General features: G+C 65.5%; 24 protein-coding genes. 11 read left to right on the top strand and 13 right to left on the bottom strand.

The annotated features are described in order from the left end of the window. The first annotated feature begins 61 nt into the window (after positions 1–61). The 7 genes from accB to GD429_RS19050 all read left to right on the top strand — a co-directional run bounded on the left by accB (position 62) and on the right by GD429_RS19050 (position 6402). Positions 62–535 (top strand): acetyl-CoA carboxylase biotin carboxyl carrier protein, encoded by a 474-nt coding sequence (gene accB, locus GD429_RS19080; protein WP_034182677.1) that lies wholly within the window; start codon positions 62–64, stop codon positions 533–535. Between the two features lie 84 nt (positions 536–619). After that, positions 620–1987 (top strand): acetyl-CoA carboxylase biotin carboxylase subunit, encoded by a 1368-nt coding sequence (gene accC / locus GD429_RS19075; RefSeq protein WP_034182676.1) that lies wholly within the window; start codon positions 620–622, stop codon positions 1985–1987. A 2-nt stretch (positions 1988–1989) separates the two neighbouring features. Then, the gene (prmA, locus tag GD429_RS19070; RefSeq protein ID WP_152858965.1) at positions 1990–2892 is read left to right on the top strand and encodes a 50S ribosomal protein L11 methyltransferase; all 903 of its coding nucleotides are present in this window, start codon (positions 1990–1992) and stop codon (positions 2890–2892) included. Positions 2893–2937: 45 nt separating this feature from the next. Beyond that, on the top strand, positions 2938–4296 hold the full coding sequence (locus GD429_RS19065) for a DUF3426 domain-containing protein (protein ID WP_152858963.1): 1359 nt from the start codon (positions 2938–2940) through the stop codon (positions 4294–4296). Between the two features lie 73 nt (positions 4297–4369). Next, the gene (gene tpx, locus GD429_RS19060) at positions 4370–4873 is read left to right on the top strand and encodes a thiol peroxidase (protein ID WP_034182673.1); all 504 of its coding nucleotides are present in this window, start codon (positions 4370–4372) and stop codon (positions 4871–4873) included. Between the two features lie 97 nt (positions 4874–4970). Continuing rightward, entirely contained in the window at positions 4971–5909 is a 939-nt protein-coding gene (locus tag GD429_RS19055) for a carbohydrate kinase family protein (RefSeq protein WP_152858961.1), read from the top strand. Positions 5910–5928: 19 nt separating this feature from the next. Next, positions 5929–6402 carry a glycine zipper 2TM domain-containing protein gene (locus tag GD429_RS19050; protein ID WP_034182671.1) on the top strand — a complete coding sequence of 158 codons (474 nt, stop codon included), beginning with the start codon at positions 5929–5931 and terminating at the stop codon, positions 6400–6402. Between the two features lie 214 nt (positions 6403–6616). Here GD429_RS19050 and GD429_RS19045 read toward each other — a convergent pair whose 3' ends face one another. The 7 genes from GD429_RS19045 to GD429_RS19005 all read right to left on the bottom strand — a co-directional run bounded on the left by GD429_RS19045 (position 6617) and on the right by GD429_RS19005 (position 14527). After that, on the bottom strand, positions 6617–7267 hold the full coding sequence (locus GD429_RS19045; protein WP_069746258.1) for a histone H1-like DNA-binding protein: 651 nt from the start codon (positions 7265–7267) through the stop codon (positions 6617–6619). A 28-nt stretch (positions 7268–7295) separates the two neighbouring features. Further along, complete coding sequence (locus GD429_RS19040; protein ID WP_152858959.1) at positions 7296–7622, bottom strand: hypothetical protein; 327 nt, start codon at positions 7620–7622, stop codon at positions 7296–7298. Between the two features lie 82 nt (positions 7623–7704). Next, complete coding sequence (locus tag GD429_RS19035; RefSeq protein ID WP_152858957.1) at positions 7705–8916, bottom strand: ribonucleotide-diphosphate reductase subunit beta; 1212 nt, start codon at positions 8914–8916, stop codon at positions 7705–7707. 363 nt (positions 8917–9279) lie between these two features. Beyond that, complete coding sequence (locus GD429_RS19025; protein WP_152858955.1) at positions 9280–12273, bottom strand: ribonucleoside-diphosphate reductase subunit alpha; 2994 nt, start codon at positions 12271–12273, stop codon at positions 9280–9282. 451 nt (positions 12274–12724) lie between these two features. After that, a complete protein-coding gene (ampD, locus tag GD429_RS19015; RefSeq protein ID WP_152858951.1) occupies positions 12725–13315 on the bottom strand; it encodes a 1,6-anhydro-N-acetylmuramyl-L-alanine amidase AmpD in 591 nt (196 codons plus the stop codon). Continuing rightward, entirely contained in the window at positions 13312–13620 is a 309-nt protein-coding gene (locus tag GD429_RS19010) for a PP0621 family protein (protein WP_152858949.1), read from the bottom strand. Before GD429_RS19010 ends, ampD begins: the two co-directional genes overlap by 4 nt. 13 nt (positions 13621–13633) lie before the next feature. Then, entirely contained in the window at positions 13634–14527 is an 894-nt protein-coding gene (locus tag GD429_RS19005; RefSeq protein WP_152858947.1) for an inner membrane protein YpjD, read from the bottom strand. A gap of 89 nt (positions 14528–14616) precedes the next feature. Between GD429_RS19005 and ffh the strand changes: the two genes are divergently transcribed. Beyond that, entirely contained in the window at positions 14617–15984 is a 1368-nt protein-coding gene (gene ffh / locus GD429_RS19000; RefSeq protein WP_152858945.1) for a signal recognition particle protein, read from the top strand. 94 nt (positions 15985–16078) lie between these two features. Beyond that, positions 16079–16630, top strand: a complete 552-nt coding sequence (locus tag GD429_RS18995) for a hypoxanthine-guanine phosphoribosyltransferase (RefSeq protein ID WP_034182663.1) — start codon at positions 16079–16081, stop codon at positions 16628–16630. A 78-nt stretch (positions 16631–16708) separates the two neighbouring features. On the opposite strand, the gene GD429_RS18990 is transcribed toward GD429_RS18995, so the two are convergent. After that, positions 16709–17311, bottom strand: a complete 603-nt coding sequence (locus GD429_RS18990; RefSeq protein WP_152858943.1) for a MarC family protein — start codon at positions 17309–17311, stop codon at positions 16709–16711. A 21-nt stretch (positions 17312–17332) separates the two neighbouring features. After that, positions 17333–19069 carry a proline--tRNA ligase gene (locus GD429_RS18985; RefSeq protein WP_152858941.1) on the bottom strand — a complete coding sequence of 579 codons (1737 nt, stop codon included), beginning with the start codon at positions 19067–19069 and terminating at the stop codon, positions 17333–17335. 218 nt (positions 19070–19287) lie between these two features. On the opposite strand from GD429_RS18985, the gene GD429_RS18975 reads away from it, so the two are divergent. Together GD429_RS18975 and GD429_RS18970 are read left to right on the top strand one after the other, a co-directional pair. Next, positions 19288–19935, top strand: coding sequence for an RNA pyrophosphohydrolase (locus GD429_RS18975; protein ID WP_152858939.1), 648 nt, complete (start codon positions 19288–19290; stop codon positions 19933–19935). 13 nt (positions 19936–19948) lie between these two features. Next, positions 19949–20557: a CNP1-like family protein gene (locus GD429_RS18970; RefSeq protein ID WP_152858937.1), complete on the top strand. Its 609-nt coding sequence runs from the start codon at positions 19949–19951 to the stop codon at positions 20555–20557. Positions 20558–20653: 96 nt separating this feature from the next. Here the strand turns inward: GD429_RS18970 and proB are convergent, their stop codons facing one another. The 4 genes from proB to rplU all read right to left on the bottom strand — a co-directional run bounded on the left by proB (position 20654) and on the right by rplU (position 23761). After that, entirely contained in the window at positions 20654–21772 is a 1119-nt protein-coding gene (proB, locus tag GD429_RS18965; protein WP_152858935.1) for a glutamate 5-kinase, read from the bottom strand. Between the two features lie 90 nt (positions 21773–21862). After that, a complete protein-coding gene (obgE, locus tag GD429_RS18960) occupies positions 21863–22975 on the bottom strand; it encodes a GTPase ObgE (protein ID WP_152858933.1) in 1113 nt (370 codons plus the stop codon). A gap of 186 nt (positions 22976–23161) precedes the next feature. Beyond that, complete coding sequence (gene rpmA / locus GD429_RS18955) at positions 23162–23425, bottom strand: 50S ribosomal protein L27 (protein ID WP_006476999.1); 264 nt, start codon at positions 23423–23425, stop codon at positions 23162–23164. Between the two features lie 24 nt (positions 23426–23449). After that, positions 23450–23761 carry a 50S ribosomal protein L21 gene (gene rplU / locus GD429_RS18950; RefSeq protein WP_006025184.1) on the bottom strand — a complete coding sequence of 104 codons (312 nt, stop codon included), beginning with the start codon at positions 23759–23761 and terminating at the stop codon, positions 23450–23452. Positions 23762–23995: the final 234 nt, after the last annotated feature.

Below are 23995 nucleotides of genomic sequence, written 5' to 3'. Positions count from 1 at the left end.
CGATCTAGATTCAGCGCCGGCTCCTAACCGGCGCTTTCACGTATTGAAAGGGGAATTCCCGATGGATCTTCGTAAGCTGAAAACTCTGATCGACCTCGTCTCCGAATCCGGCATCTCCGAGCTGGAAGTGACGGAAGGCGAAGGCAAGGTGCGCATCGTCAAGAACGCACCGCCGGTCTACGTACAGCCGACGGCTGGGTATGCCCCGCAAATCAGCGCGCCCGCTCCGTCGGCCGCGCTGCCGACCGACGGTGCCGCTGCACCGGCAGCCGGCGCCGCAGCCGCGCCGGCCGTCCCGCAGGGCCACGTCGTGACGTCGCCGATGGTCGGCACGTTCTATCGCGCGCCGTCGCCGGGCGCGGACCCGTTCGTCCAGGTCGGCGACACGGTCAAGGAAGGCCAGACGATCTGCATCATCGAAGCGATGAAGCTGCTCAACGAGATCGAGTCGGACAAGGCCGGCGTGATCAAGGAAATCCTCGTCGAGAACGGCCAGGCCGTCGAATACGGCCAGCCGCTTTTCGTGATCGGCTAAGCCCGCCGCGCGGCCTTCCGGCCGCGCGCCGCCGATGCTCGCCAGGCGCCGTTCGCGCGCCCCTCGAAGAGACGAATACTCGCTATGTTTGAAAAAATCCTCATTGCCAATCGCGGTGAAATCGCGCTGCGCATCCAGCGCGCGTGCCGCGAGCTCGGCGTCAAGACGGTGGTCGTCTACTCGGAAGCCGACAAGGAAGCCAAGTACGTGCGCCTCGCGGACGAAGCCGTCTGTATCGGCCCGGCCCCGTCGAACCTGAGCTACCTGAACATGCCGGCGCTGATCAGCGCCGCGGAAGTCACCGACGCCGAGGCGATCCACCCCGGCTACGGCTTCCTGTCGGAGAACGCCGATTTCGCGGAACGCGTCGAGCAATCGGGCTTCACGTTCATCGGCCCGCGCCCGGAAACGATCCGGATGATGGGCGACAAGGTCACCGCCAAGCAGACGATGATCAAGACCGGCGTGCCGTGCGTGCCGGGCTCGGAAGGTGCGTTGCCGGATGATCCGAAGGAGATCGTCAAGATTGCGCGCGCGATCGGCTATCCGGTCATCATCAAGGCGGCGGGCGGCGGTGGCGGGCGCGGGATGCGCGTCGTGCACACCGAGGCCGCGCTCGTCAACGCGGTCAACATGACCCGCGAGGAAGCCGGCCGTGCGTTCGGCAACCCGCAGGTGTACATGGAGAAGTTCCTCGAGAACCCGCGCCACATCGAGATCCAGGTGCTATCCGATGCGTTCAAGAACGCGATCTGGCTCGGCGAGCGCGACTGCTCGATGCAGCGCCGCCACCAGAAGGTGATCGAGGAAGCGCCGGCGCCCGGCATTCCGCGCCGCCTGATCGACCGCATCGGCGACCGCTGCGCGGACGCGTGCAAGAAGATGGGCTACCTCGGCGCGGGCACCTTCGAATTCCTGTACGAAAACGGCGAGTTCTACTTCATCGAGATGAACACGCGCGTGCAGGTCGAGCACCCGGTGTCGGAACTGATCACGGGCGTCGACATCGTGCAGGAGCAGATCCGCATCGCGGCCGGCGAGAAGCTCGCGCTGCGCCAGCGCGACATCCAGTTCCGCGGACATGCGATCGAATGCCGGATCAACGCAGAAGATCCGTTCAAGTTCACGCCGTCGCCGGGCCGGATCACGTCGTGGCATACGCCGGGCGGCCCCGGCGTGCGCGTCGATTCGCACGCCTACAATGGCTATTTCGTGCCGCCGAACTATGATTCGATGATCGGCAAGCTGATCACCTACGGCGCGACCCGCGAGCAGGCGATCAGCCGGATGCGCATCGCGCTGTCGGAAATGGTCGTCGAAGGCATCCAGACCAACATCCCGCTGCACCGCGAGCTGATGATCGACTCGAAGTTCGTCGAAGGCGGCACCAGCATCCACTATCTCGAAAACCGGCTCGCGCAGAAGCAGCAGGTCGCACCGGAAGAAGCGTAAGCATGAGCTATCGCGAACTCGTCGTCGAACTGGCCCGTGAGCACGCGGAGGCGCTGTCCGACGCGCTGCTCGACCTCGGCGCGCTGTCGGTGTCCGTCGAGGACGCCGACGCCGACACGCCCGACGAGCAGCCGCTTTTCGGCGAGCCCGGCCTCGTGCCCGATCGCACCGCGTGGCAGCACTCGCGCGTGGTCGCGCTGCTGTCGCCCGACCACGAGCCGGCCGTGCTGCTCGCGGCGGCCGCGAACGAGATCGGCCTCGCCGAGGCACCGAAATTCGACGTCCGCGAAGTCGAGGAACAGGACTGGGTGCGGCTCACGCAATCGCAGTTCGAGCCGATCCCGATCGGCGAGCGGATCTGGGTCGTGCCGTCGTGGCACGACGCGCCCGATCCCGACGCGCTCGTACTCGAACTCGATCCCGGCCTCGCGTTCGGCACCGGCAGCCACCCGACCACGCGCCTTTGCATGGAATGGCTCGAACAGTCGGTGAAGCCCGGCCAGTCGGTGCTCGACTACGGCTGCGGCTCCGGCATTCTCGCGATCCTCGCGAAGAAATGCGGGGCGAACCCCGTCATCGGCATCGACATCGATCCGCAGGCGGTCGAATCGGCACGGCAGAACAGCGAGCGCAACCGCGCGGAAGTCACGTACGGGCTGCCCGATGCGTGCCCGGACGGCGAATTCGACATCGTCGTCGCGAACATCCTGTCGAACCCGCTGAAGCTGATGGCGTCGATGCTCGCGTCGAAGGTCAAACCGGGCGGGCGCATCGCGCTGTCGGGCGTGCTCGCGCGCCAGGCGGACGAAGTCGCGGCCGTCTACGCGCGCTACATCGACATCTCGGTCTGGCGCGAACACGAAGGTTGGGTATGCCTCGCCGGAACCCGGCGGGAAAGCCATTAGAATAGCGCTGTCCTTCACTCTGGCCAGCAGGCCGCCCGGCTCGACATGCTTCTTGCGACGCGCTGCCCTCATTGCGAAACCGTCTTCCGCCTGCAGCAGGAACAGCTCTCGCTGCATGAAGGGCTCGTGCGCTGCGGGCATTGCCACGAAGTCTTCAACGCGTCGGAATCGCTCGTTCCCGAGCACGCGCGGCAGCCCGAACCGGCATTGACCGAAACGGCTGCCGCGCCGGACGCGGACGACGGCAACGCGCGCCATCAGGCCCCTCCTGCACGGCTTTTCACCGCCGACGCGCCGGCCGGGTCGCCGTCCGACACCGATTACAAGCCGGAAGGCTGGGACATGTGGGCGCCGTGGCTCGACGGCGGCGTCGATCCGTCGCTGCAGCACAACGTGCAGACCGTGCGCACCGCGCCGCTGGTGCCGCTCGCGCTCCCGGCCACCGATGCCGGCATCGTTCACCTGTCGGGTACGCCCGCGCCGTTCCCGTCCCCCGCCGAACTGGACGCATCCGCTGCCGCCGCGCAACCGGTCGAACCGCATTCGAAGCAGACGGAGCAGGAAACCGAAGCATCGCCCGCCCCCGTCGAGCACGACCCGCGTGAGCCCCGCTTCGTCGCCCACCTCCCGTCGGAAGCAGAAACCGCTGCCGACGACACCGAACCCGCGGGCAACGCGCACTTCGCAGTACCGGACGACGAGCGCGCTCCGCGCGAACCGCGTTTTGCATTCGCTCCGGCGCCGGCCGTAACCGCGCCCGAAATCGCACTCGAAACCGGATCCGAACCTGACGCCGTCACCCGGCACGACAAAACGCCTGTCGCGCCCGCCAACACGCCCGCCGCGCCATTCCCGGCCGCGCTGACCGACGACGATCGCCCGCACTTCGCCGTCACGCGCGAGACGCGCGCGCCGCAGCGGCGCGGGTTGCTCGGCGGCTTTTTCGGCGGCCTGGTCGCCGCGGTACTGGCCTTCCTGCTCGTCGCGCAACTCGCATGGTGGCAGCGCGAGACGCTGATGATCTACTGGCCCGTCACGCAGGGCTGGTTCCGGCAGGCCTGCGCGCCGCTCGGCTGCACGGTCGCGCCGCCGCGCGCGATCGACGGCCTGCGACTCGACGCGACCGACCTGCGCCAGCTCGACGGCCCGCGCGTGCTCGAACTGAAGGTGCCGCTGACGAACCGCTACCGCGTCGCCCTCGCGTACCCGTCGCTCGAACTGACGCTGCTCGACGACACCAATCACGTGACCGTTCGCCGCGTGCTCGCGCCGCGCGACTACGTGCGCCCGGGTACGCCGATCGACGCCGGGCTGCCGCCCGGCAAGACGCAGACGATGATCGTCCGCGTCGAAACGAACGGCACGCCCGCCTCGAATTTCCGCGTCCAGGTCTTCTATCCGTGACGCGCCGCGGCGCGCGCCTGCGCGCCCGTCTCAACCCGCGCGCCCGAGCGGCGCGCTATTTCGGAGCACGAACATGAGCAAAGTTACGCTGGGTGGCAACCCGATCGATCTCGCCGGCACGTTCCCGGCCGTCGGCGCCCAAGCCGCCGATTTCAAGCTGGTCGGCAAGGACCTCGCCGACCTGTCGCTCGCCAGCTTCGCCGGCAAGCGCAAGGTGCTGAACATCGTGCCGAGCCTCGACACACCGACCTGCGCGACGTCGACCCGCAAGTTCAACGAAGCCGCGTCGTCGCTCGACAACACGGTCGTGGTCGTCGTGTCCGCCGACCTGCCGTTCGCCGCCACGCGCTTCTGCACGACCGAAGGCCTCGCGAACGTCGTGACGGCTTCGACGTTCCGCACCGGCCGCGCATTCGCGAATGCGTACGGCGTCGACGTGACGAGCGGCCCGCTGAACGGCCTGACCGCACGTGCCGTCGTCGTGCTCGACGCGCAGGACAAGGTGATCCACGCGGAACTCGTCGGCGAGATCAAGGACGAGCCGAACTACGACGCCGCGCTCGCCGCACTGAAGTAACCCGCTGCCGCCCGGCCCTGCCGCGCGAGGCCCGACGAGGCCGTTCACGCGCCGGCCGGGCGGCCGCTTCCCTTTGCTCTCTACAGGAACGCACGCCTTGACTACGCTGATTTGCGGCTCGCTCGCCTACGACAACATCATGACCTTCGAAGGTCGGTTCCGCGAGCACATCCTGCCCGACCAGGTTCACCTTCTGAACGTGAGCTTCCTCGTGCCGACGATGCGACGCGAATTCGGCGGTTGCGCGGGGAACATCGCTTACGCGCTGCACATGCTCGGCGGCGATGCACGCATCATGGCGACGATCGGCGCGAACGACGCGGACCGCTATCTCGAACGCCTCGACAGCCTCGGCCTGTCGAAGGCCAGCGTGCGCGTGGTGCCCGAAACGCACACCGCGCAGGCCATGATCACGACCGATCTCGAAAACAACCAGATCACCGCATTCCACCCTGGCGCGATGATGCAGTCGCACCTGAATCGCGCGGACGAAGTGGCGGGCGTGAAGCTCGGCATCGTCGCGCCGGACGGCTTCGACGGGATGGTCCAGCACGCCGAGCAATTCGCGAAGGCCGGCGTCCCGTTCATCTTCGATCCGGGCCAGGGTCTGCCGCTGTTCGACGGTGCGACGCTGCGACGCATCATTGAACTCGCGACGTTCGTGGCGGTCAACGACTACGAAGGCAAGCTCGTCAGCGACAAGACGGGCTGGTCCGAACAGGAAATCGCCAGCCGGGTTCAGGCGTTGATCATCACGCGCGGCGAGCACGGCTCCACCATTCTTCACAAAAACGGCGAAGAACAGATTCCCGTCGTGGGTGCCGAGCGTGTCGTCGATCCGACCGGCTGCGGCGATGCCTTCCGGGGCGGCCTGCTGTACGGCATCGAGAATGACCTCGACTGGGCAACCACGGGCCGCCTCGCAAGCCTGATGGGCTCGATCAAGATCGCCCACCAGGGGCCCCAGACTTACGTACTGACGCGCGCCGAAATCGACGCGCGCTTCGAGGCTGCATTCGGTTACAGTCTCAATTGAATATTGTGGGAGAGCAAAGATGTTGACGAAAAAAAACCTCACGCTCGCGGCCATGCTGACGGCCACGCTGACCCTCGCCGGCTGCTTCACGGCCCCCGGTTCGGCGGATGTCTATAGCGTCGGCCAGGCGCAGCGCGAACAGACGGTCCGCATGGGCACGGTCGAAAGCGTCCGTGCGGTACGCATCCAGTCCGACGGCGGCGGCAGCGCGATCGGCACGCTCGGCGGCGGCGCACTCGGCGCGGTCGCAGGCAGCGCAATCGGCGGCGGCAAGGGATCGATCCTGACGGCGATCGCCGGCGGTCTCGTCGGTGCGGTCGCGGGCAACGCGGTCGGCGAAAACCTCAGCACGGCGAACGGTGTCGAAATCACCGTGCGCCTCGACAACGGCGACCTGCGCTCGATCACGCAGGCAGCAAGCGGCGAAGCGTTCCGCGCCGGCGAGCGTGTGCGACTGCTGTCGAGCGGCGGCGTCACGCGCGTCACGCACTAACCAGGTACCTCAGCACGCGGCGCAAGCCGCGGTCGAACGCATGTGCGAAGCTGCACATGCGTTTTTTTTTCGTCCGTATTCGCCGCGGCCCGCACATGGGCGAATACGGACGAAAAAAATCCCGCCACCTGAGCCAGGTGGCGGGACTGATTGAGTAGCGCTACTCAACCCACGGACACCACGTGAGTGCCCGGGTGGTACAGGTCAGCCGCGATTACGGACGGCTGCCGGTCGGGAACGGCCATGCCGCTGCCGGGTTGAGCGCGGTCTTCACGCCCGATGCCGGCGCAACCGATGCGGTCGACGCGGTCGTTGCCGGCGCAGCCTTCTTCACGACGGCCTTCTTCGGAGCAGCAGCCTTCTTCGCCGGAGCGGCGGCCTTCTTCGCAGGGGCAGCCTTCTTGGCGGGCGCAGCCTTCTTCGCAGCGGCCTTCTTCGCAGGCGCAGCCTTCTTGGCAGCAGCCTTCTTCGCCGGTGCTGCCTTCTTCGCAGCAGCCTTCTTGGCCGGTGCTGCCTTCTTCGCAGCAACCTTCTTCACTGCGACTTTCTTGGCTGCAACCTTCTTCGCAGCGGCCTTCTTCGCCGGTGCTGCCTTCTTAGCAGCAACCTTCTTCACTGCGACTTTCTTAGCTGCGACCTTCTTGGCTGCAACCTTCTTCGTTGCGACCTTCTTTGCCGCGACCTTCTTCGCAGCGGCCTTCTTCGCCGGTGCTGCCTTCTTCGCGGCAACCTTCTTCACCGCGACCTTCTTCGCAGCAACCTTCTTCACTGCAGCGGCCTTCTTCGCCGGAGCAGCGGCCTTCTTCGCGACGGTCTTCTTGGCAGCAACTTTCTTAGCAGCCGGTTTCTTCTTGGCGGTAGCCATGTTGTTCTCCTTCAGGTTCAGATGAGAGTCAGTTCAAACTACACCCTTCGTCAAAACCCGCTTCCCGCGGACGCTGTTCAGGACGTGCGCTTCGAAGCGGGCTATTCATCGGCGTACGCAGATACCGCGCGCTTACGCTAATGAATACGGTATGGCGCGCGTGACCACCCGGCCTCGCGCGCCAAATCAAGTCGGTAGCCGGCGCACCTCGCGCCGCTACCCCTAATCGCTTGATCAAGCGGACCGCCACACGGCCGTCCGCTTTATCCGGAGGGAAGTTTGCCCATCCCACTGAAGGGTTCGCAAAGTGCCGGTCGTATCGTTGGGCCGTTAAGGCACCGGGCATGCTTTGCATCAGGCGTTCTTGCTCCTAAACCTTGGGCCGGGGCCGAGAGGCCGCCGGCTGCTCCATCATGTAACGGGTTCGCTGCTGCGGGTCATTCCCAGGACAGCGCGCCCCCCGTCTGATACTCGATCACACGCGTCTCGAAGAAGTTGCGCTCCTTCTTCAGGTCGATCATCTCGCTCATCCACGGGAACGGGTTTTCCTCGTTCGGGTACAGCGGATCGAGGCCGATCTGCTGGCAACGGCGGTTGCTGATGAAGCGCAGATAGCTCTTGAACATCGACGCGTTCAAACCCAGCACGCCGCGTGGCATCGTGTCCTCGGCGTAGCGGTATTCGAGTTCGACAGCCTGCTTGAACAGCTCGCGAATCTCGGCGCGGAATTCCGTGGTCCAGAGATGCGGGTTCTCGAGCTTGATCTGGTTGATCAGGTCGATGCCGAAGTTGCAGTGCATCGACTCGTCGCGCAGGATGTACTGATATTGCTCTGCAGCACCCGTCATCTTGTTCTGGCGGCCGAGTGCGAGGATCTGCGTAAACCCGACATAGAAGAACAGGCCTTCCATGATGCAGGCGAACACGATCAGCGACTTCAGCAACTTCTGATCCGCTTCGAGCGTGCCGGTCTTGAAGGCCGGGTCCGTCAGCGTGTGGATGAACGGGATCAGGAATTCGTCCTTCGCGCGGATCGACGCGACCTCGTGGTACGCGTTGAAGATCTCGCCTTCGTCGAGACCGAGCGATTCGACAATATATTGGTACGCGTGCGTGTGGATTGCCTCTTCGAACGCCTGGCGCAGCAGGAACTGCCGGCACTCGGGCGCCGTGATGTGGCGGTACGTGCCGAGCACGATGTTGTTCGCCGCGAGCGAATCGGCCGTCACGAAGAAGCCGAGGTTGCGCTTCACGATGCGGCGCTCGTCCTCGGTCAGACCGTTCGGGTCCTTCCACAGAGCGATGTCGCGGGACATGTTGATTTCCTGCGGCATCCAGTGGTTCGCGCAACCGGCCAGATACTTTTCCCACGCCCACTTGTACTTGAACGGCACCAGCTGATTGACGTCAGTCTGGCCGTTGATGATGCGCTTGTCGGCGACATTGACCCGCGCTTCCGAACCGCCGGCGGGAACAGCCGATGCTTGCGGCGGCACCGCGAGATCGCCTTCGAAAATGTCGCGGACCTGATGGGCGGCAGGCGACGCAGCCTGCATTCCGACAGCCACTCCTGCGGGGGCGCGCATCGCATTGTGCTGCGCTCCGCTCGCGGGAGTTACGGCAGTCTTCTCGTCATCCCAGTTGAGCATAAATTCTCACCATCAATTTAGAACGGTTTGTACCATCTTTTCCTGAGCGATAAAAGGGTTCGCTCACGAAAAATCCTTTTTTCGATTCGCGTTGCGACCTCGATACAACACTTTGAGCAACGCATCGTCGTTCATGCAGAGCGCGACGTGTGTCGCGCGTGTATCGCGAGGTGCGCTCGACGCATCGAACGCTGATCGAAACGCGACGTCGTCGGGGATGTTTCGATCGCTTGTCACTGCCTGCAACGCAGGTGCCGCGTTACAGATTCCTTATCATTTTTTTAGTTGAGAGCGGCGCACACTTCAACCTCGATCGGTCATCGTGCGCGCCGCCCGGCACATCTTCAGGTCAAGCGCGCTGCGTTATTGGCACGCTTCGCATTCGTCGAAGCCCGGATCGCCCGGACGCATCGTGCACACCGGACCGTCGGCCTCGACCGGCGCGAGTGCCGGCGCTGCGCTGATCGCGCCCGACGACGCATCGCCGCCCGCCGCACCGAAGCCGCCTGCCGCGCCTTGCGCGCCGCCGCCGCTCGAACCGCCACCCGTCGGCACCGCGTTCAGCGCGCCGTGTGCGACCGTCGATTTCTCGACGTGCGTCGCCGCCATCGTGCGGAGGTAGTAGGTGGTCTTCAGGCCGCGCAGCCATGCGAGCTTGTAGACCTCGTCGAGCTTCTTGCCCGACGCGCCGCCCATGTAGATGTTCAGCGACTGCGCCTGGTCGATCCACTTCTGGCGACGCGATGCGGCTTCGACCAGCCACGTCGGGTCGACTTCGAACGCGGTCGCGTAGATCGCGCGCAGGTCGGCCGGGATGCGGTCGATGCGCGACAGCATGCCGTCGAAGTACTTCAGGTCGGCGACCATCACTTCGTCCCACAGACCGCGTTCCTTCAGGTCGCGAACGAGGTACTCGTTCACCACCGTGAATTCGCCCGACAGGTTCGACTTCACGTACAGGTTCTGGAAGGTCGGCTCGATGCATGCCGACACGCCGATGATGTTCGAGATCGTCGCCGTCGGCGCGATCGCGACGCAGTTCGAGTTGCGCATGCCGTGCGCGGCGATCCGCGAACGCAGCGTCGTCCAGTCGAGCGACTCGGACGTGTCGACCTCGACGTAGCCGCCACGCGCTTCGGCCAGCAGCTTCAGCGTGTCCTGCGGGAGGATGCCGCGATCCCACAGCGAGCCGCGGTAGCTCGAGTAGCGGCCGCGTTCCTCGGCCAGTTCGGTCGACGCGTGGTACGCGTAGTAGCAGACGGCTTCCATCGAACGGTCGGCGAACTCGACCGCCGCTTCCGACGCGTACGGCGTGCGCAGCAGGTGCAGGCAGTCCTGGAAGCCCATGATGCCCATGCCGACCGGGCGGTGCTTCAGGTTCGAGTTACGCGCCTTCGGCACCGCGTAGTAGTTGATGTCGATCACGTTGTCGAGCATGCGCATCGCGACGCTGATCGTGCGCTTCAGCTTGTCGTGGTCGAGCGCGTAGCTGCCGTCGGCCTGCTTCACCAGGTGGGCGACGAGGTTCACCGAGCCGAGGTTGCACACCGCGATTTCGGTGTCGCTCGTGTTCAGCGTGATTTCCGTGCACAGGTTCGACGAGTGGACGACGCCGACGTGCTGCTGCGGCGAGCGCACGTTGCACGGATCCTTGAACGTGATCCACGGGTGGCCCGTCTCGAACAGCATGCCGAGCATCTTGCGCCAGAGCTGCGCCGCCGGGATCTTCTTGAACAGCTTGATCTCGCCGCGCGCGACCTTCTCTTCGTAAGCCGTGTAAGCCTTCTCGAAATCGGCGCCGAACTTGTCGTGCAGGTCCGGGCAGGTCGACGGCGAGAACAGCGTCCAGTCGGCGCCTTCCATCACGCGCTTCATGAACAGGTCGGGAATCCAGTTCGCCGTGTTCATGTCGTGCGTACGGCGGCGATCGTCGCCCGTGTTCTTGCGCAGCTCGAGGAACTCCTCGATGTCGAGGTGCCAGGATTCGAGGTACGCGCAGACCGCGCCCTTGCGCTTGCCGCCCTGGTTGACCGCGACGGCCGTGTCGTTCACGACCTTCAGGAACGGGACCACGCCTTGCGACTTGCCGTTCGTGCCCTTGATATGCGAGCCGAGTGCGCGCACGCGCGTCCAGTCGTTGCCGAGACCGCCGGCGAACTTCGACAGCAGCGCGTTTTCCTTCAGCGCTTCGTAGATGCCGTCGAGATCGTCCGCGACCGTCGTCAGGTAGCACGACGACAGCTGCGAGCGGTGGGTGCCCGAGTTGAACAGCGTCGGCGTCGAGCTCATGAAGTCGAAGCTCGACAGCACGTTGTAGAACTCGATCGCGCGCGTTTCGCGGTCGATCTCGTTCAGCGACAGGCCCATCGCGACGCGCATGAAGAAAGCCTGCGGCATTTCGATGCGGGTGCCTTCGACGTGCAGGAAGTAGCGGTCGTACAGCGTCTGCAGGCCGAGGTAGCCGAACTGCAGGTCGCGGTTCGCGTCGAGCGCTTCACCGAGGCGCTTCAGGTCGAACTGCAGCAGCTTGTCGTCGAGCAGGCCGGCGTCGACGCCGCGCTTCAGGAACTGCGGGAAATATTCCGCGTAGCGGGCCGACATCTCGGCCTGCACCACTTCCTCGCCGAGGATCTCGCGACGGATCGTGTGCAGCAGGATGCGGGCGGTGACCTGGCTGTATGCCGGGTCCTTCTCGATCATCGTGCGCGCAGCGAGGATCGCCGAGTCGTAGACCTGGCTCATCGGCACGCCGTCGTACAGGTTCTTCACCGTCTCCGCGACGATCGGCTCAGGGTTAACCGCAGCGCCAAGGCCATCGCACGACGACACGATCAGCGCGCGAAGCGCGTTCAGGTCGAGCGGACGCGAGACGCCGTTGTCGACGACGTTGATGCCGGTGCTCGACTCGCCGCCTGCCGCAGCTGCTTCCTCGCCCGCATGCTGGCGCTCGAGGTGACGCTTCTCGCGATACAGCACGTACGCACGCGCGACGTTGTGCTCGCCGCCGCGCATCAGCGCGAGTTCGACCTGATCCTGGATGTCTTCGATATGGAACGTACCGCCGTTCGGGCGGCTGCGCACGAGCGCGCGCACGACGTTGTGCGTCAGTTGTTCGACCTGCTCGCGCACGCGCGCCGATGCCGCGCCCTGCCCGCCGTTGACGGCCAGGAAAGCCTTGGTCACCGCGATCGCGATCTTCGAAGGCTCGAACGACACCACGCTGCCGTTGCGGCGGATCACCTTGTAGTCGGCGAACGTGGCCTGCGGCGCGAGCGCTTGCGCGCCCTGTTCGGTCCCGCCGAGCGGACGGCTCGAGGCGCTCTCGTACTGGGACGTCGCGTTGTCGGTGGTTTGCATGTGCAAAGCTCCTGGTGTTGGATGGTGCGGAGAGAACCGCGGATTAAAACGAACGCTGCGCAATGCGGTGCGCGAGCGGTAAGAGGCGAGCGATGCGCCGGGGAGGCCGGTTCGGTCGATGCGCGACAACCGAGCCGGTCGTGTGCTTCGTCATGTGTACCCTACCCCGTCGAAGTTCGCTGCGCTGATCGCGACGCCCGGACCGCCCGGCCTGACGCGCCGCCCTGAGAACCCTGTCCGCCGGCGTTGCCCGCCGGCCGGTGCCGCTCGGGTTTCCCCTGCGACACACACTATATCTAGTGCAGAACTGCTCAACTGGCACCAAGTATAGTGGACATTCGGACGACGTCCAAACGGATAATTTGCGATAGAGGTCTTGACATCGCGCACGCGCCGACACGACAAGGCATTGGTCGGAGAAAAAACTTTCTCCGGTCAAAAAACCCCGCGATCAGTGCTGACGGAAAGGAAAGTATTCGGCGGAAAACCCGGCATCGCTCGCGAAGCGTTGCCAATCGAAATGCGGGCCCGGGTCGGTCTTGCGGCCCGGCGCGACGTCCGAGTGCCCCGCGAACGCGTCGACCGGATAACGCGCGGCGAGCGTGCGAGAGAGCGCGGCGAGCATCGCGTACTGCGCGCCGTCGAACGGCACGTCGTCCGCACCTTCGAGCTCGATGCCGATCGAGAAATCGTTGCAGCGCGCCCGACCGAAGAACTCGGACGAGCCCGCGTGCCACGCGCGCTCGTCGCACGACACGAACTGCACGAGCTCGCCGCTGCGGCGGATCAGGAAGTGCGCGGACACGCGCACCCCGCGCAGGTGGCTCTGGTAATAGGGGTGCGCATCGCAGTCGAGGCGGTTCAGGAACAGCGCCTCGATCGCGTCGCCGCCGAATTCGCCGGGCGGCAGGCTGATGTTGTGAACGACCACGAGCGTCGGCACCGCACCCGCGGGCCGCGCCTCGAAGTTCGGCGACGGCGCATGGCGCGCTTCGCGCACCCAGCCGTTCGCGTCGACCGACAACGGCGGCGCATCGCTCATCGTGCGTCGTGACCGCGCGTGCGCGCGGCGTGGCGCTGTGCGTGCTCGGCGCTGCAGAAGTATTCGCCGCCCGCGACGACTGCTTCGCCCTTCGGTGCATGCACGCCGCATTCGGCGCAGCGCACCATCGGCTCGGGCAGCGACCGCGTGTCGCCGTTCGGGCGCGCAGCGCCGGCACCCGGCGCGCCGCCGTCACCCGCGCCGCGGCCGGTGCGTGCCTGCGCGTGCTCCTGGGCCTGGCGCACTTTGCGCGCGAGCCACGAGCCAGCGAAGAAGAGAAGAATCAGGAGAAGAATCTGTCGCATCGGAAACCTGCGGTCAAACCACGGAACGGTGCAGCAGCACCTCGAAAACGAACCGGCTGCCGACATACGCGAGCAGCAGCGCGGCGAACGACACGAGCACCCAGCGCGCGGCGCCGCGCCCGCGCCAGCCCGACGTCTTGCGGGCGACCAGCAGGCCGCCGAACATCAGCCACGACAGGATCGCAAACACGGTCTTGTGGTCGAGCCGCAGCGCGCGCGCGTCGACCTGCTCGCTGAACAGGATGCCCGACGCGAGCGTCGCCGTGAGCAGCACGAAGCCGGCGCCGATCAGGCGGAACAGCAGCTTCTCGAGCGTGAGCAGCGGCGGCAGCGTTTCGAGCCAGCTCGCGATCCAGCCCGTCGAGCCGTCGCGCCCGCCGTTGCGCAGCGACTGCAGGCGCCGCTCGACCATCAGCATCAGGATCGCGTGCAGCGCCGCGATCGCGAACAGGCCGTACGCGATGTTCGCGATCAGGAAGTGCAGCTTGAACAGCGGCGCTGCGGCATAAGGCAGCACCCGCACGCCGCCGAACACCAGCGGCAGCAGCGACGCGCCGCACGCGAGCGGCAGCACCAGCAGGCGCAGGCTGTCGAGCGGGAAGAAAAAGCTCTCGATCCAGTAGATGCCGGCGCCGAGCCAGAACATCGCGGACAGCGCGAACGCGAAGCCGAACACCATCGCGTCGTTCGGAAAAATCGTCATGTGGAGCAGCACGCCGTGCGCGACGAGCGCGGCGAACAGCAGCGCGCGGCCGGCCCCGCTCATCCCGGACGCGGCGGACGCTGGAACCGGCACGGCCGGCACGCTCGCGACGAGCGGCGTTGCACCCTGGCGGTGCGTGCGCCAGCCTGCGACGGCGAGGCCGCCGTACAGGAATGCGGTGAGGGCATACAGTACAATATCCATGTTCGAAGTTTACACTAGGCCCCCTTCCCGCGACGGCTCCCTTTGTTCGGTTCCGTCGCGCCTTCGGGCCCCACTGTCCACCGCTCCCCATGCTCGACAATCTCACTCAACGGATGGCGCGCGTCGTCAAGACGCTGCGCGGCGAGGCCCGGCTCACCGAGGCGAACACGCAGGAGATGCTCCGCGAGGTGCGTCTCGCGCTGCTGGAGGCCGACGTCTCGCTGCCGGTCGTCCGCGAATTCATCGCCAAGGTCAAGGAAAAGGCGCTCGGCGAAGAAGTGATCAGCAGCCTGTCGCCGGGTCAGGCGCTCGTCGGCGTGGTCCAGAAGGAACTGACCGCCGTGATCGGCGGCGACTATGAAGGCAAGGCCGCCGAGCTGAATCTCGCGGTCACGCCGCCTGCCGTGATTCTGATGGCCGGCCTGCAGGGCGCGGGCAAGACCACGACCGTCGGCAAGCTCGCGAAGCTGTTGCGCGAGAAGTACAAGAAGAAGGTGTTGACCGTGTCGTGCGACGTGTATCGCCCGGCCGCCATCATGCAGTTGAAAACGGTGAGCGAACAGGTCGGCGCCGACTTCTTCCCGTCGACGCCGGACCAGAAGCCCGTCGACATCGCGCTTGCGGCCGTCGACTGGGCGAAGCGCCACTACCATGACGTGCTGATCGTCGACACGGCCGGCCGCCTCGGCATCGACGAGGCGATGATGCAGGAAATCGCCGCGCTGCACGGCACGCTGAAGCCGGCCGAAACGCTGTTCGTCGTCGACGCGATGCTCGGCCAGGACGCGGTCAACACCGCGAAGGCGTTCAACGACACGCTGCCGCTCACCGGCGTCGTGCTGACCAAGCTCGACGGCGATTCGCGCGGCGGCGCCGCGCTGTCGGTGCGCCACATCACGGGCAAGCCGATCAAGTTCGTCGGTGTCGCCGAAAAGCTCGACGGCCTCGAGGTGTTCCACCCCGACCGGATGGCGAACCGGATCCTCGGCATGGGCGACATCCTCGCGCTCGTCGAGGAAGCGCAGCGCGGCGTCGACGTGCAGGCCGCGCAGAAGCTCGCCGACAAGGTCAAGAAAGGCGGCGACTTCGACCTGAACGATTTCCGCGCGCAGATCTCGCAGATGAAGAACATGGGCGGCCTGTCGTCGCTGATGGACAAGCTGCCCGCGCAGTTCCAGCAGGCGGCCGCCGGCGCCGACATGGGCCAGGCCGAGAAGTCGATCCGCCGGATGGAAGGCATCATCAGCTCGATGACGCCCGCCGAGCGCGCGAAACCCGAAATCATCAAGGCGACGCGCAAGCGCCGCATTGCAGCCGGCGCGGGCGTGCCGGTGCAGGAAGTCAACCGGATGCTGAACCAGTACGACCAGATGCGTACGATGATGAAGAAGCTGAAGGGCGGCAACATGCAGAAGATGATGCGTGGCCTGAAGGGCATGATGCCCGGCATGCGCTGATTTCGCCCGTCGGCCGGCGCGCGGGTTTTTGCTGTAGCGCGCGCCGTCCGTTCTGCTTCATCCTTATTTGTATACCGACTGCCCGCCAGAACACATGAACCGCGAAGAAGCCCTCCACATTTTCGACCACTCCGAAGAGATCGTCTCGGCCGACGCCGTCAACGCGTCGATCGCCCGGATGGCCGACGCGATCCGCGCCGAGATCGGCGATGCGTTCCCGCTCGTTCTCTCGGTGATGGGCGGCGCCGCGGTGTTTACCGGGATGCTGCTGCCGCATCTCGATTTCCCGCTCGAATTCGACTACATTCACCTGACCCGCTACCGCAACACGACGCAGGGCAGCCCGGAGATGCACTGGCGCGTCGCGCCGCGCGAGTCGGTGAAGGACCGGATCGTGCTCGTGCTCGACGACATCCTCGACGAAGGCGAGACGATGGCCGCGATCCGCGACCGCATCCTCGACATGGGCGCGCAGCGTTTCATGTCGGCCGTGCTGTGCGAGAAGACGCTCGCGAAGGCCAAACCGCTGCACCCCGACTTCTGCGGCTTCTCGGTGCCGGACCGCTACGTGTTCGGCTGCGGGATGGATGCGAAGGGCTACTGGCGCAACCTGCCGACGATCCGCGCGCTGACCGCGAACGTCTGATCTCCGCCCCGCCCGCCATATAAATAGAAAGCGGCGCTCCGGTTTCCCGGAGCGCCGCTTTTTTCGTGCGCGCGCCGCCTACAGCTGGTGCACGAACGCGCGGATGCCGGCCAGCAGCATCTCGACCGAAATCGCGACGAGCACGAGGCCCATCAACCGCTCGAACGCCGCGACCGTCCGCTCACCGAGCCACTGCTGGATCCGTTCGGCCAATACCAGCGTGATCGCACAGACGAGCATCGTGACCGTCAGCGCGCCGACCCACTCGAACATCTTGCCCGGCGCCTGCGATGTCAGCAGCATCACCGTCGCAAGCGCCGACGGCCCGGCGAGTGCAGGAATCGCGAGCGGCACGATGAACGGTTCGCCGCCCGCGCGCGGATCGCTGCCGAGCGCGCCGTCCGGATGCGGGAAGATCATCCGCAGTGCGATCAGGAACAGCACGATCCCGCCGCCGAGCCGCAACGACAGGTCGGTGAGGTTCATCATCCGCAGGAAGCGGTCACCGACCACCATGAAGAACAGCAGGATCACGAACGCGATCCCCACTTCACGCAGGATCAGCTTCACGCGCCGCTCGCGCGGCACATCCCGCATCGCCGTAATGAACAGCGGGATGTTGCCGAGCGGATCGGTGATCAGCACGAGGAGCACGGTGGCCGACAGGAACGTGTATTCCATCGTATCCCCCGGTCGCCGTGCTTAGTGCGCGAGCGCGGCGCGGATCTTCTCCGCGACCGTCGCCGCGGCCGCGTCGGCCGGCAGCAGCGTCGCTTCGGCGTCGCGGCGGCCCTGGTACTCGATCTTGCCTTCCTTCAGGCCGCGCTCGCCGATCACGAGGCGATGCGGCACGCCGATCAGTTCCCAGTCGGCGAACATCACGCCCGGGCGCTCGCCGCGATCGTCGAGGATCACGTCGATGCCGGCCGCGGCGAGTTCCGCGTACAGCTTGTCGGCGGTCTCGCGCACCATTTCGCTGCGGTCATAGCCCATCGGGCACAGCACGACCTCGAACGGCGCGATCGACTCGGGCCAGATGATGCCGCGATCGTCGAAGTTCTGTTCGATCGCCGCGCCGAGAATGCGCGTGACGCCGACGCCGTAGCAGCCCATCAGCATCGGCTGCGGCTTGCCCGACTCGTCGAGGAACGTCGCACCCATCGCTTCCGAGTACTTGGTGCCGAGCTGAAACACGTGGCCGACCTCGATGCCGCGGCAGATGTCGATCACGCCGTTGCCGTCCGGCGACGGGTCGCCCTTCTGCACGTCGCGCACGTCGGCGACGTCCGGCTCCGGCAGGTCGCGGCCCCAGTTCACGCCCGCGATGTGATAGTCGACCTCGTTCGCGCCGACGACGAAGTCGCTCATGTTCGCGACCGTGCGGTCCGCGATCACCTTGACGGGCTTCTTCGTGCCGACCGGGCCGAGGTAGCCCGGCGGCGTGCCGAACCACTCGACGATTTCCTGCTCGGTCGCGAAGCGGTGGTTCTTCAGGCCCGGCAGCTTCGACACCTTGATCTCGTTCAGGTCGTGATCGCCGCGCAGCATCACGAGCCAGATGGTCGGCTCGGCGCCTTCGTTGTCGGTCGCGAGCACGATCGACTTGATCGTGCGCTCGAGCGGGATGGCCAGCAGTTCGGCGACGGCTTCGCACTTCGCCTTGCCCGGCGTCGCGACCTTTTCCATCGCTTCTGCCGGCGCGGCGCGCTCGGCAATCAGCGGCAGCGCTTCGGCCGCCTCGATGTTCGCCGCGAACTCGGACGTCGGGCAGTAGGCGATCGCGTCCTCGCCGGTGTCGGCGATCACGTGGAACTCGTGCGAGAAGTTGCCGCCGATCGAGCCGCTGTCGGCCGCGACCGCACGGAATTCGAGGCCGAGGCGCGTGAAGATACGCACATACGCGTCGTACATCTTGCGATACGACTCGTTCAGGCCCGCCGCATCCTTGTCGAACGAATACGCGTCCTTCATGATGAATTCGCGGCCGCGCATCACGCCGAAGCGCGGACGGATCTCGTCGCGGAACTTCGTCTGGATCTGGTAGAAATTCACCGGCATCTGCCGGTAGCTCTTGATCTGGTTGCGCGCGATGTCGGTGACGACTTCCTCGTGCGTCGGCCCGATCACGAAATCGTTGTCCTTGCGGTCCTTGAAGCGCAGCAGCTCGGGGCCGTACTGTTCCCAGCGGCCCGATTCCTGCCACAGCTCGGCCGGCTGCACGGCCGGCATCAGCAGCTCGATGGCGCCCGCCCGGTTCATTTCCTCGCGCACGATCGCCTCGACCTTGCGAATCGAGCGCAGGCCGACCGGCAGGTAGTTATAGATGCCGCCGGCGACGCGACGGATCATGCCGGCGCGTACCATCAGCTTGTGGCTGACGATCTCTGCGTCGGCGGGTGCTTCTTTCAGGGTGCCGATAAAGAAACGGGAAGCTTTCATGCGGACGGTTCCAAAAACGGCGCCCCCAGGCGGGGCGCCCGAAAAAGTTTCAAGGTGAAAAAGCTGCGCGCGACGAACGACGATGGCGCAGATGACGTAGCAGACTATTCAGGGACAATTCAGCCTGCGCGCCCCGCGCGGATTCGCTCCGTCACGGTGCGCAGCGCCCGTTATCTGTTTATAATCAAAGCAATTTTAAAGGATTCGAAGGTGGTTGTATGCTGGATCGTGAAGGCTTTCGCCCGAACGTCGGCATCATCCTCTTGAACGCGCGCAACGAGGTGTTTTGGGGCAAGCGGCTCCGCGAGCATTCCTGGCAGTTTCCTCAAGGTGGGATCAAGTACGGCGAGACCCCCATGCAGGCGATGTACCGGGAACTGCACGAGGAAACGGGCCTGCATCCGGAACACGTCAAGATAATCGGCCGCACCCGCGACTGGTTGCGTTACGAGGTGCCTGACAAGTTCATCAAACGCGAAGTACGCGGTCATTACCGCGGCCAGAAGCAGATCTGGTTCCTGCTGCGGATGGTCGGACGCGATTGCGACATTTGCTTGCGCGCGACCGATCACCCGGAGTTCGATGCGTGGCGCTGGAACGAGTACTGGGTGCCGCTCGATGCGGTGATCGAGTTCAAGCGGGATGTCTATCAGTTGGCGCTGACGGAACTGTCGCGCTTCCTGCGCCGCCCGGCGCAGCGAGCCGAAAAGCCGCGCGGGCCGCGTCTGTCGCGCTATCCGCGCGTCATCGACGCACAGGCCCAGCAGACGCTGACGATTGTCGACACATCGGTAGTCTGTTCGGAGATCGAAGTGGAAGCGAGCACGCTCGACGAGATGCCGCCCCACGTGATCGTCGGCAAGTGACGAGTCGGACTGCATGACCGGGCGCGACCTTGGTGTCGCGCCCTTTTTTTACGAGGAATGCATATTGAAAGCGATTGCTCTCGCGCTCGCATCGATTGCCGCGGCGGCCGCGCTGGCCGGTTGCGCGAATTCGAAGACGCCGACCAACAAGGATGACAGCGAGTTCGTGTATCTGCTGGATCGCCAGGGTACCTGGAAGGAAAACGCGGTCGACACGCTGCCGCCGCTGCCGCAGACGGGTGACCTGCTGCCGTTCAACGTATCGCAGAACACGCCGCTCAAGTTCTTCGTCGATGCGAAGTCGCTCGCGGTCGGCACCGATGGCGTCGTGCGCTACGCCGTCGTCGTCACGAGCCCGGCCGGTGCGCGCAATGTAAATTACGAAGGCATCCGCTGCGACACCTACGAATGGCGACAGTACGCCGGCCTGAATTCGGAACACGACGGCTGGGACCGCACGGTCGAGAACGACTGGCGGCGCATCGAGAACGGCGAACTGAATGCGTACCACTCGTCGCTCTATCAGGACTACTTCTGCGCGAACAAGATGCCGCAGGGCTCGACCCAGCAGATCCTGGAGAACATCCGGTTTCACCGCACCGCGATGAGCCAGCTGCGCTGACGGTACGCGCCACAGGCCGCCTGCCCCGTCCCGCACCATGCAAAAAGCCCGCGTCACGCGGGCTTTTTGTTTGACTGCCGGATCCGGCTCGGACGGTCACACCAGCACGAGGTTGTCGCGATGGATCAGTTCGGGCTCCAGCATGTAGCCGAGCACGCTCTCGATCTCGCCGCTCGGCTTGCGCTGAATCAGCTTCGTTTCCGAGCTGCTGTAGTTCGTGAGCCCGCGCGCCACTTCACGCCCGTCGGGGCCGACACACGCGATCACCTCGCCGCGCGCGAACGCGCCCTGCACGTCGGTCACGCCGATCGGCAGCAGGCTCTTGCCACCGGCTGTCAATTTCTCGACCGCGCCCGCATCGATCACGACATGGCCGCGCACCTGCAGGTGATCGGCCATCCATTGCTTGCGTGCCGCCATCCGCGCCGTACGTGCGATCAGTTGCGTGCCGATCGCCTCGCCGGCCGCCAGGCGCACGAGCACGTCGGACTCCCGGCCGCTCGCGATCACAGTGTTCGCGCCGCTGTGCGCCGCACGCTTCGCCGCGAGGATCTTCGTCAGCATCCCGCCGCGGCCGAGGCTCGAGCCAGCACCGCCCGCCATCGCCTCGAGTTCCGGCGCGCCCGCATTGGCCTCGGCGACGAGCGTCGCGTTCGGATCCTTGCGCGGATCGGCGGTGAACAGCCCCGACTGGTCAGTCAGAATGATCAGCGCATCGCCTTCGATCAGGTTCGCGACGAGCGCACCGAGCGTGTCGTTGTCGCCGAACTTGATTTCGTCGGTAACGACCGTGTCGTTCTCGTTGATGATCGGCACGACGCCGAGACGCAGCAGCGTGAGCAGCGTCGAACGCGCATTCAGGTAACGCTCGCGATCCGCCAGGTCGGCGTGCGTGAGCAGGATCTGCGCGGTGCGGATGTCGTGTTCGGTGAAACGGCTCTCATAGACCTGCGCGAGCCCCATCTGGCCGACTGCGGCGGCGGCCTGCAGCTCGTCGATTTCCCGCGGCCGCTTGCTCCAGCCGAGCCGCTGCATCCCTTCGGCAATCGCGCCCGAACTGACGAGCACGACTTCCTTGCCCTGAGCGCGCAGCGCGGCGATCTGGGCGGCCCAGCGGCCGATTGCATCATGATCGAGCCCCTTGCCGTCGTTGGTCACGAGGCTGGAGCCCACCTTCACCACCAATCGCTTCGAATCCGCGATGATCGAACGCATCCTGCACTGTCTCCTGTATCTGATGCCTGCCCGGCCGGGCGCGATTGAACGCCGACGCCGGGCGGCACGCCCGGCGCGTTCCGGAACCGCTCAGGCGTCGTCGCCCGGCGTTGCACCGCCGTTCGGAGGCGGCGCGTCGCGGAAACGCACGTCCGCCGCGAGATCTTCCGCCTCCGCCGCGCGATGCGCATCCGAATGCTCGGACAGGTAATCGTAGATCGCGTAGCACAGCGCCTCGCAGCCCTGCCCCGTCAGCGCCGAAATCTCGAACACGGGGCCGTCCCAGCCGAAGCGGTCGAGGAAATCCGCGACGCGCGCCTCGCGCTCGTCTTCCGGCACCATGTCGAGCTTGTTGAGCACGAGCCAGCGCGGCTTCTCGTAGAGCGCCTCGTCGTACTTGCGCAGCTCGCCGACGATCGCGGTCGCTTCCGCGACCGGATCGACGCTTTCGTCGAACGGGGCGAGATCGACCAGATGCAGCAGCACGCCGGTGCGCTGCAGGTGACGCAGGAACTGATGCCCGAGGCCCGCGCCTTCGGCTGCACCCTCGATCAGCCCCGGGATGTCTGCGATCACGAAGCTCTTGCTCGGGCCGACGCGCACCACGCCGAGATTCGGCGCGAGCGTCGTGAACGGGTAGTCGGCGATCTTCGGCCTCGCGTTCGACACCGACGAGATGAACGTCGACTTGCCCGCGTTCGGCATGCCGAGCAGGCCGACATCGGCGAGCACCTTCAGCTCGAGCTTCAGCATGCGCCGCTCGCCGGGCTTGCCGTCCGTCTTCTGGCGCGGCGCGCGGTTCGTGCTCGACTTGAAATGCAGGTTGCCGAGGCCGCCGGCGCCGCCCTGTGCGAGCATCACCTGCTGGTCGTGCTCGGTCAGGTCGGCGATCAGCTCGCCGGTATCCATGTCGCTGATGATCGTGCCGACCGGCATGCGCAGCGTGACGTCGTCGCCGCCCTTGCCGTAGCAATCCGAGCCGCGACCGTTTTCGCCGTTGCGCGCCAGGTGCTTCTTCGCGTAACGGTAGTCGATCAGCGTGTTGATGTTGCGGTCGGCGATCGCGTAGACGCTACCGCCCCGGCCGCCGTCGCCGCCGTCCGGCCCGCCGAACGGGACGAATTTCTCGCGGCGCATCGACGCGCTGCCATCGCCTCCGTCGCCGGCGATGACTTCGATTCGTGCTTCGTCAATGAACTTCATTCGTCACTCCGCCCAGTATTTCCGCTATTGTGCCGCGCGCCGGCGTGCTTGAACAATCTGCCGTTCGGCCGATCGTACGCCGGTTGCGCGACGGTCGCCGGAACGCACATGCGTCCGGCGGCCAAATAAAAAAGGCCCCGCGAAGACTGCGGGGCCTTTCGGCTCGAAGCCCGTAGGTGCCTGAACTTAGGCAGCCGCCGGAACAACGATGACCAGATGCTTCTTGTCCGCGCCCTTCGTCGCGAACTTCACGTGACCGTCGACCAGCGCGAACAGGGTGTGATCCTTGCCCATGCCGACGTTCTCGCCTGCGTGCATGCGCGTGCCGCGCTGACGCACGATGATGCCGCCGGCGTTGATTGCCTGGCCGCCGTACACTTTCACGCCGAGACGTTTCGACTCGGAGTCGCGGCCGTTCCGGGAAGAGCCGCCTGCCTTTTTGTGTGCCATCTGATTGCTCCTTTACCGAGGCGCTTACGCGTTGATCGCGTCGATGCGCAGCTCAGTGTAGTTCTGGCGGTGGCCGCCATGCTTTTGGTAGTGCTTCCGGCGACGCATCTTGAAGATGGTGACCTTGGCATGACGACCGTGCGACACAACGGTGGCCTTGACGGAAGCCCCACTGACCAGCGGCGTACCGAACTTAATCGATTCGCCTTCGCCCACTGCGAGAACCTGGTCGAGCGTGATTTCAGCGTCAATGTCAGCCGGTATCTGTTCTACTTTGAGTTTTTCGCCAACGGCAACCTTGTACTGCTTGCCGCCGGTTTTTATGACCGCGTACATTGAGAACCTCACTCTGGATCCAATTTTTCCGCACACCACGCGCGGAAAACACGTGATTATACATGGGGTTAGCACCCAAGTCAAAACCGATCGACGATTGCCGTACGCCGGCCTCGGCCGGACGGCCAAAATCGCTGCGGCGGCGCGTCCGACAGACCGGGAAATCTCGGATTCGACTTATAATCCGCGGCATCACCCAATTCCATCATCATGTCGTCGTCCACCGCCTCCCCC

The sequence above is a fragment of the Burkholderia sp. BE17 genome, assembly GCF_009362305.1.
Lineage (GTDB): Bacteria > Pseudomonadota > Gammaproteobacteria > Burkholderiales > Burkholderiaceae > Burkholderia > Burkholderia pyrrocinia_C.
This window is presented reverse-complemented; position numbering and strand designations above follow the sequence as displayed.

Excerpts from the sequence above, each read along its gene's own strand:
- accB (WP_034182677.1), top strand. The coding sequence starts at position 62 with ATGGATCTTCGTAAGCTGAAAACTCTGATCGACCTCGTCTCCGAATCC.
- accC (WP_034182676.1), top strand. The coding sequence starts at position 620 with ATGTTTGAAAAAATCCTCATTGCCAATCGCGGTGAAATCGCGCTGCGC.
- prmA (WP_152858965.1), top strand. The coding sequence starts at position 1,990 with ATGAGCTATCGCGAACTCGTCGTCGAACTGGCCCGTGAGCACGCGGAG.
- GD429_RS19065 (WP_152858963.1), top strand. The coding sequence starts at position 2,938 with ATGCTTCTTGCGACGCGCTGCCCTCATTGCGAAACCGTCTTCCGCCTG.
- tpx (WP_034182673.1), top strand. The coding sequence starts at position 4,370 with ATGAGCAAAGTTACGCTGGGTGGCAACCCGATCGATCTCGCCGGCACG.
- GD429_RS19050 (WP_034182671.1), top strand. The coding sequence starts at position 5,929 with ATGTTGACGAAAAAAAACCTCACGCTCGCGGCCATGCTGACGGCCACG.
- GD429_RS19045 (WP_069746258.1), bottom strand. The coding sequence starts at position 7,267 with ATGGCTACCGCCAAGAAGAAACCGGCTGCTAAGAAAGTTGCTGCCAAG.
- GD429_RS19040 (WP_152858959.1), bottom strand. The coding sequence starts at position 7,622 with ATGCAAAGCATGCCCGGTGCCTTAACGGCCCAACGATACGACCGGCAC.
- GD429_RS19035 (WP_152858957.1), bottom strand. The coding sequence starts at position 8,916 with ATGCTCAACTGGGATGACGAGAAGACTGCCGTAACTCCCGCGAGCGGA.
- GD429_RS19025 (WP_152858955.1), bottom strand. The coding sequence starts at position 12,273 with ATGCAAACCACCGACAACGCGACGTCCCAGTACGAGAGCGCCTCGAGC.
- ampD (WP_152858951.1), bottom strand. The coding sequence starts at position 13,315 with ATGAGCGATGCGCCGCCGTTGTCGGTCGACGCGAACGGCTGGGTGCGC.
- GD429_RS19010 (WP_152858949.1), bottom strand. The coding sequence starts at position 13,620 with ATGCGACAGATTCTTCTCCTGATTCTTCTCTTCTTCGCTGGCTCGTGG.
- GD429_RS19005 (WP_152858947.1), bottom strand. The coding sequence starts at position 14,527 with ATGGATATTGTACTGTATGCCCTCACCGCATTCCTGTACGGCGGCCTC.
- ffh (WP_152858945.1), top strand. The coding sequence starts at position 14,617 with ATGCTCGACAATCTCACTCAACGGATGGCGCGCGTCGTCAAGACGCTG.
- GD429_RS18995 (WP_034182663.1), top strand. The coding sequence starts at position 16,079 with ATGAACCGCGAAGAAGCCCTCCACATTTTCGACCACTCCGAAGAGATC.
- GD429_RS18990 (WP_152858943.1), bottom strand. The coding sequence starts at position 17,311 with ATGGAATACACGTTCCTGTCGGCCACCGTGCTCCTCGTGCTGATCACC.
- GD429_RS18985 (WP_152858941.1), bottom strand. The coding sequence starts at position 19,069 with ATGAAAGCTTCCCGTTTCTTTATCGGCACCCTGAAAGAAGCACCCGCC.
- GD429_RS18975 (WP_152858939.1), top strand. The coding sequence starts at position 19,288 with ATGCTGGATCGTGAAGGCTTTCGCCCGAACGTCGGCATCATCCTCTTG.
- GD429_RS18970 (WP_152858937.1), top strand. The coding sequence starts at position 19,949 with ATGACCGGGCGCGACCTTGGTGTCGCGCCCTTTTTTTACGAGGAATGC.
- proB (WP_152858935.1), bottom strand. The coding sequence starts at position 21,772 with ATGCGTTCGATCATCGCGGATTCGAAGCGATTGGTGGTGAAGGTGGGC.
- obgE (WP_152858933.1), bottom strand. The coding sequence starts at position 22,975 with ATGAAGTTCATTGACGAAGCACGAATCGAAGTCATCGCCGGCGACGGA.
- rpmA (WP_006476999.1), bottom strand. The coding sequence starts at position 23,425 with ATGGCACACAAAAAGGCAGGCGGCTCTTCCCGGAACGGCCGCGACTCC.
- rplU (WP_006025184.1), bottom strand. The coding sequence starts at position 23,761 with ATGTACGCGGTCATAAAAACCGGCGGCAAGCAGTACAAGGTTGCCGTT.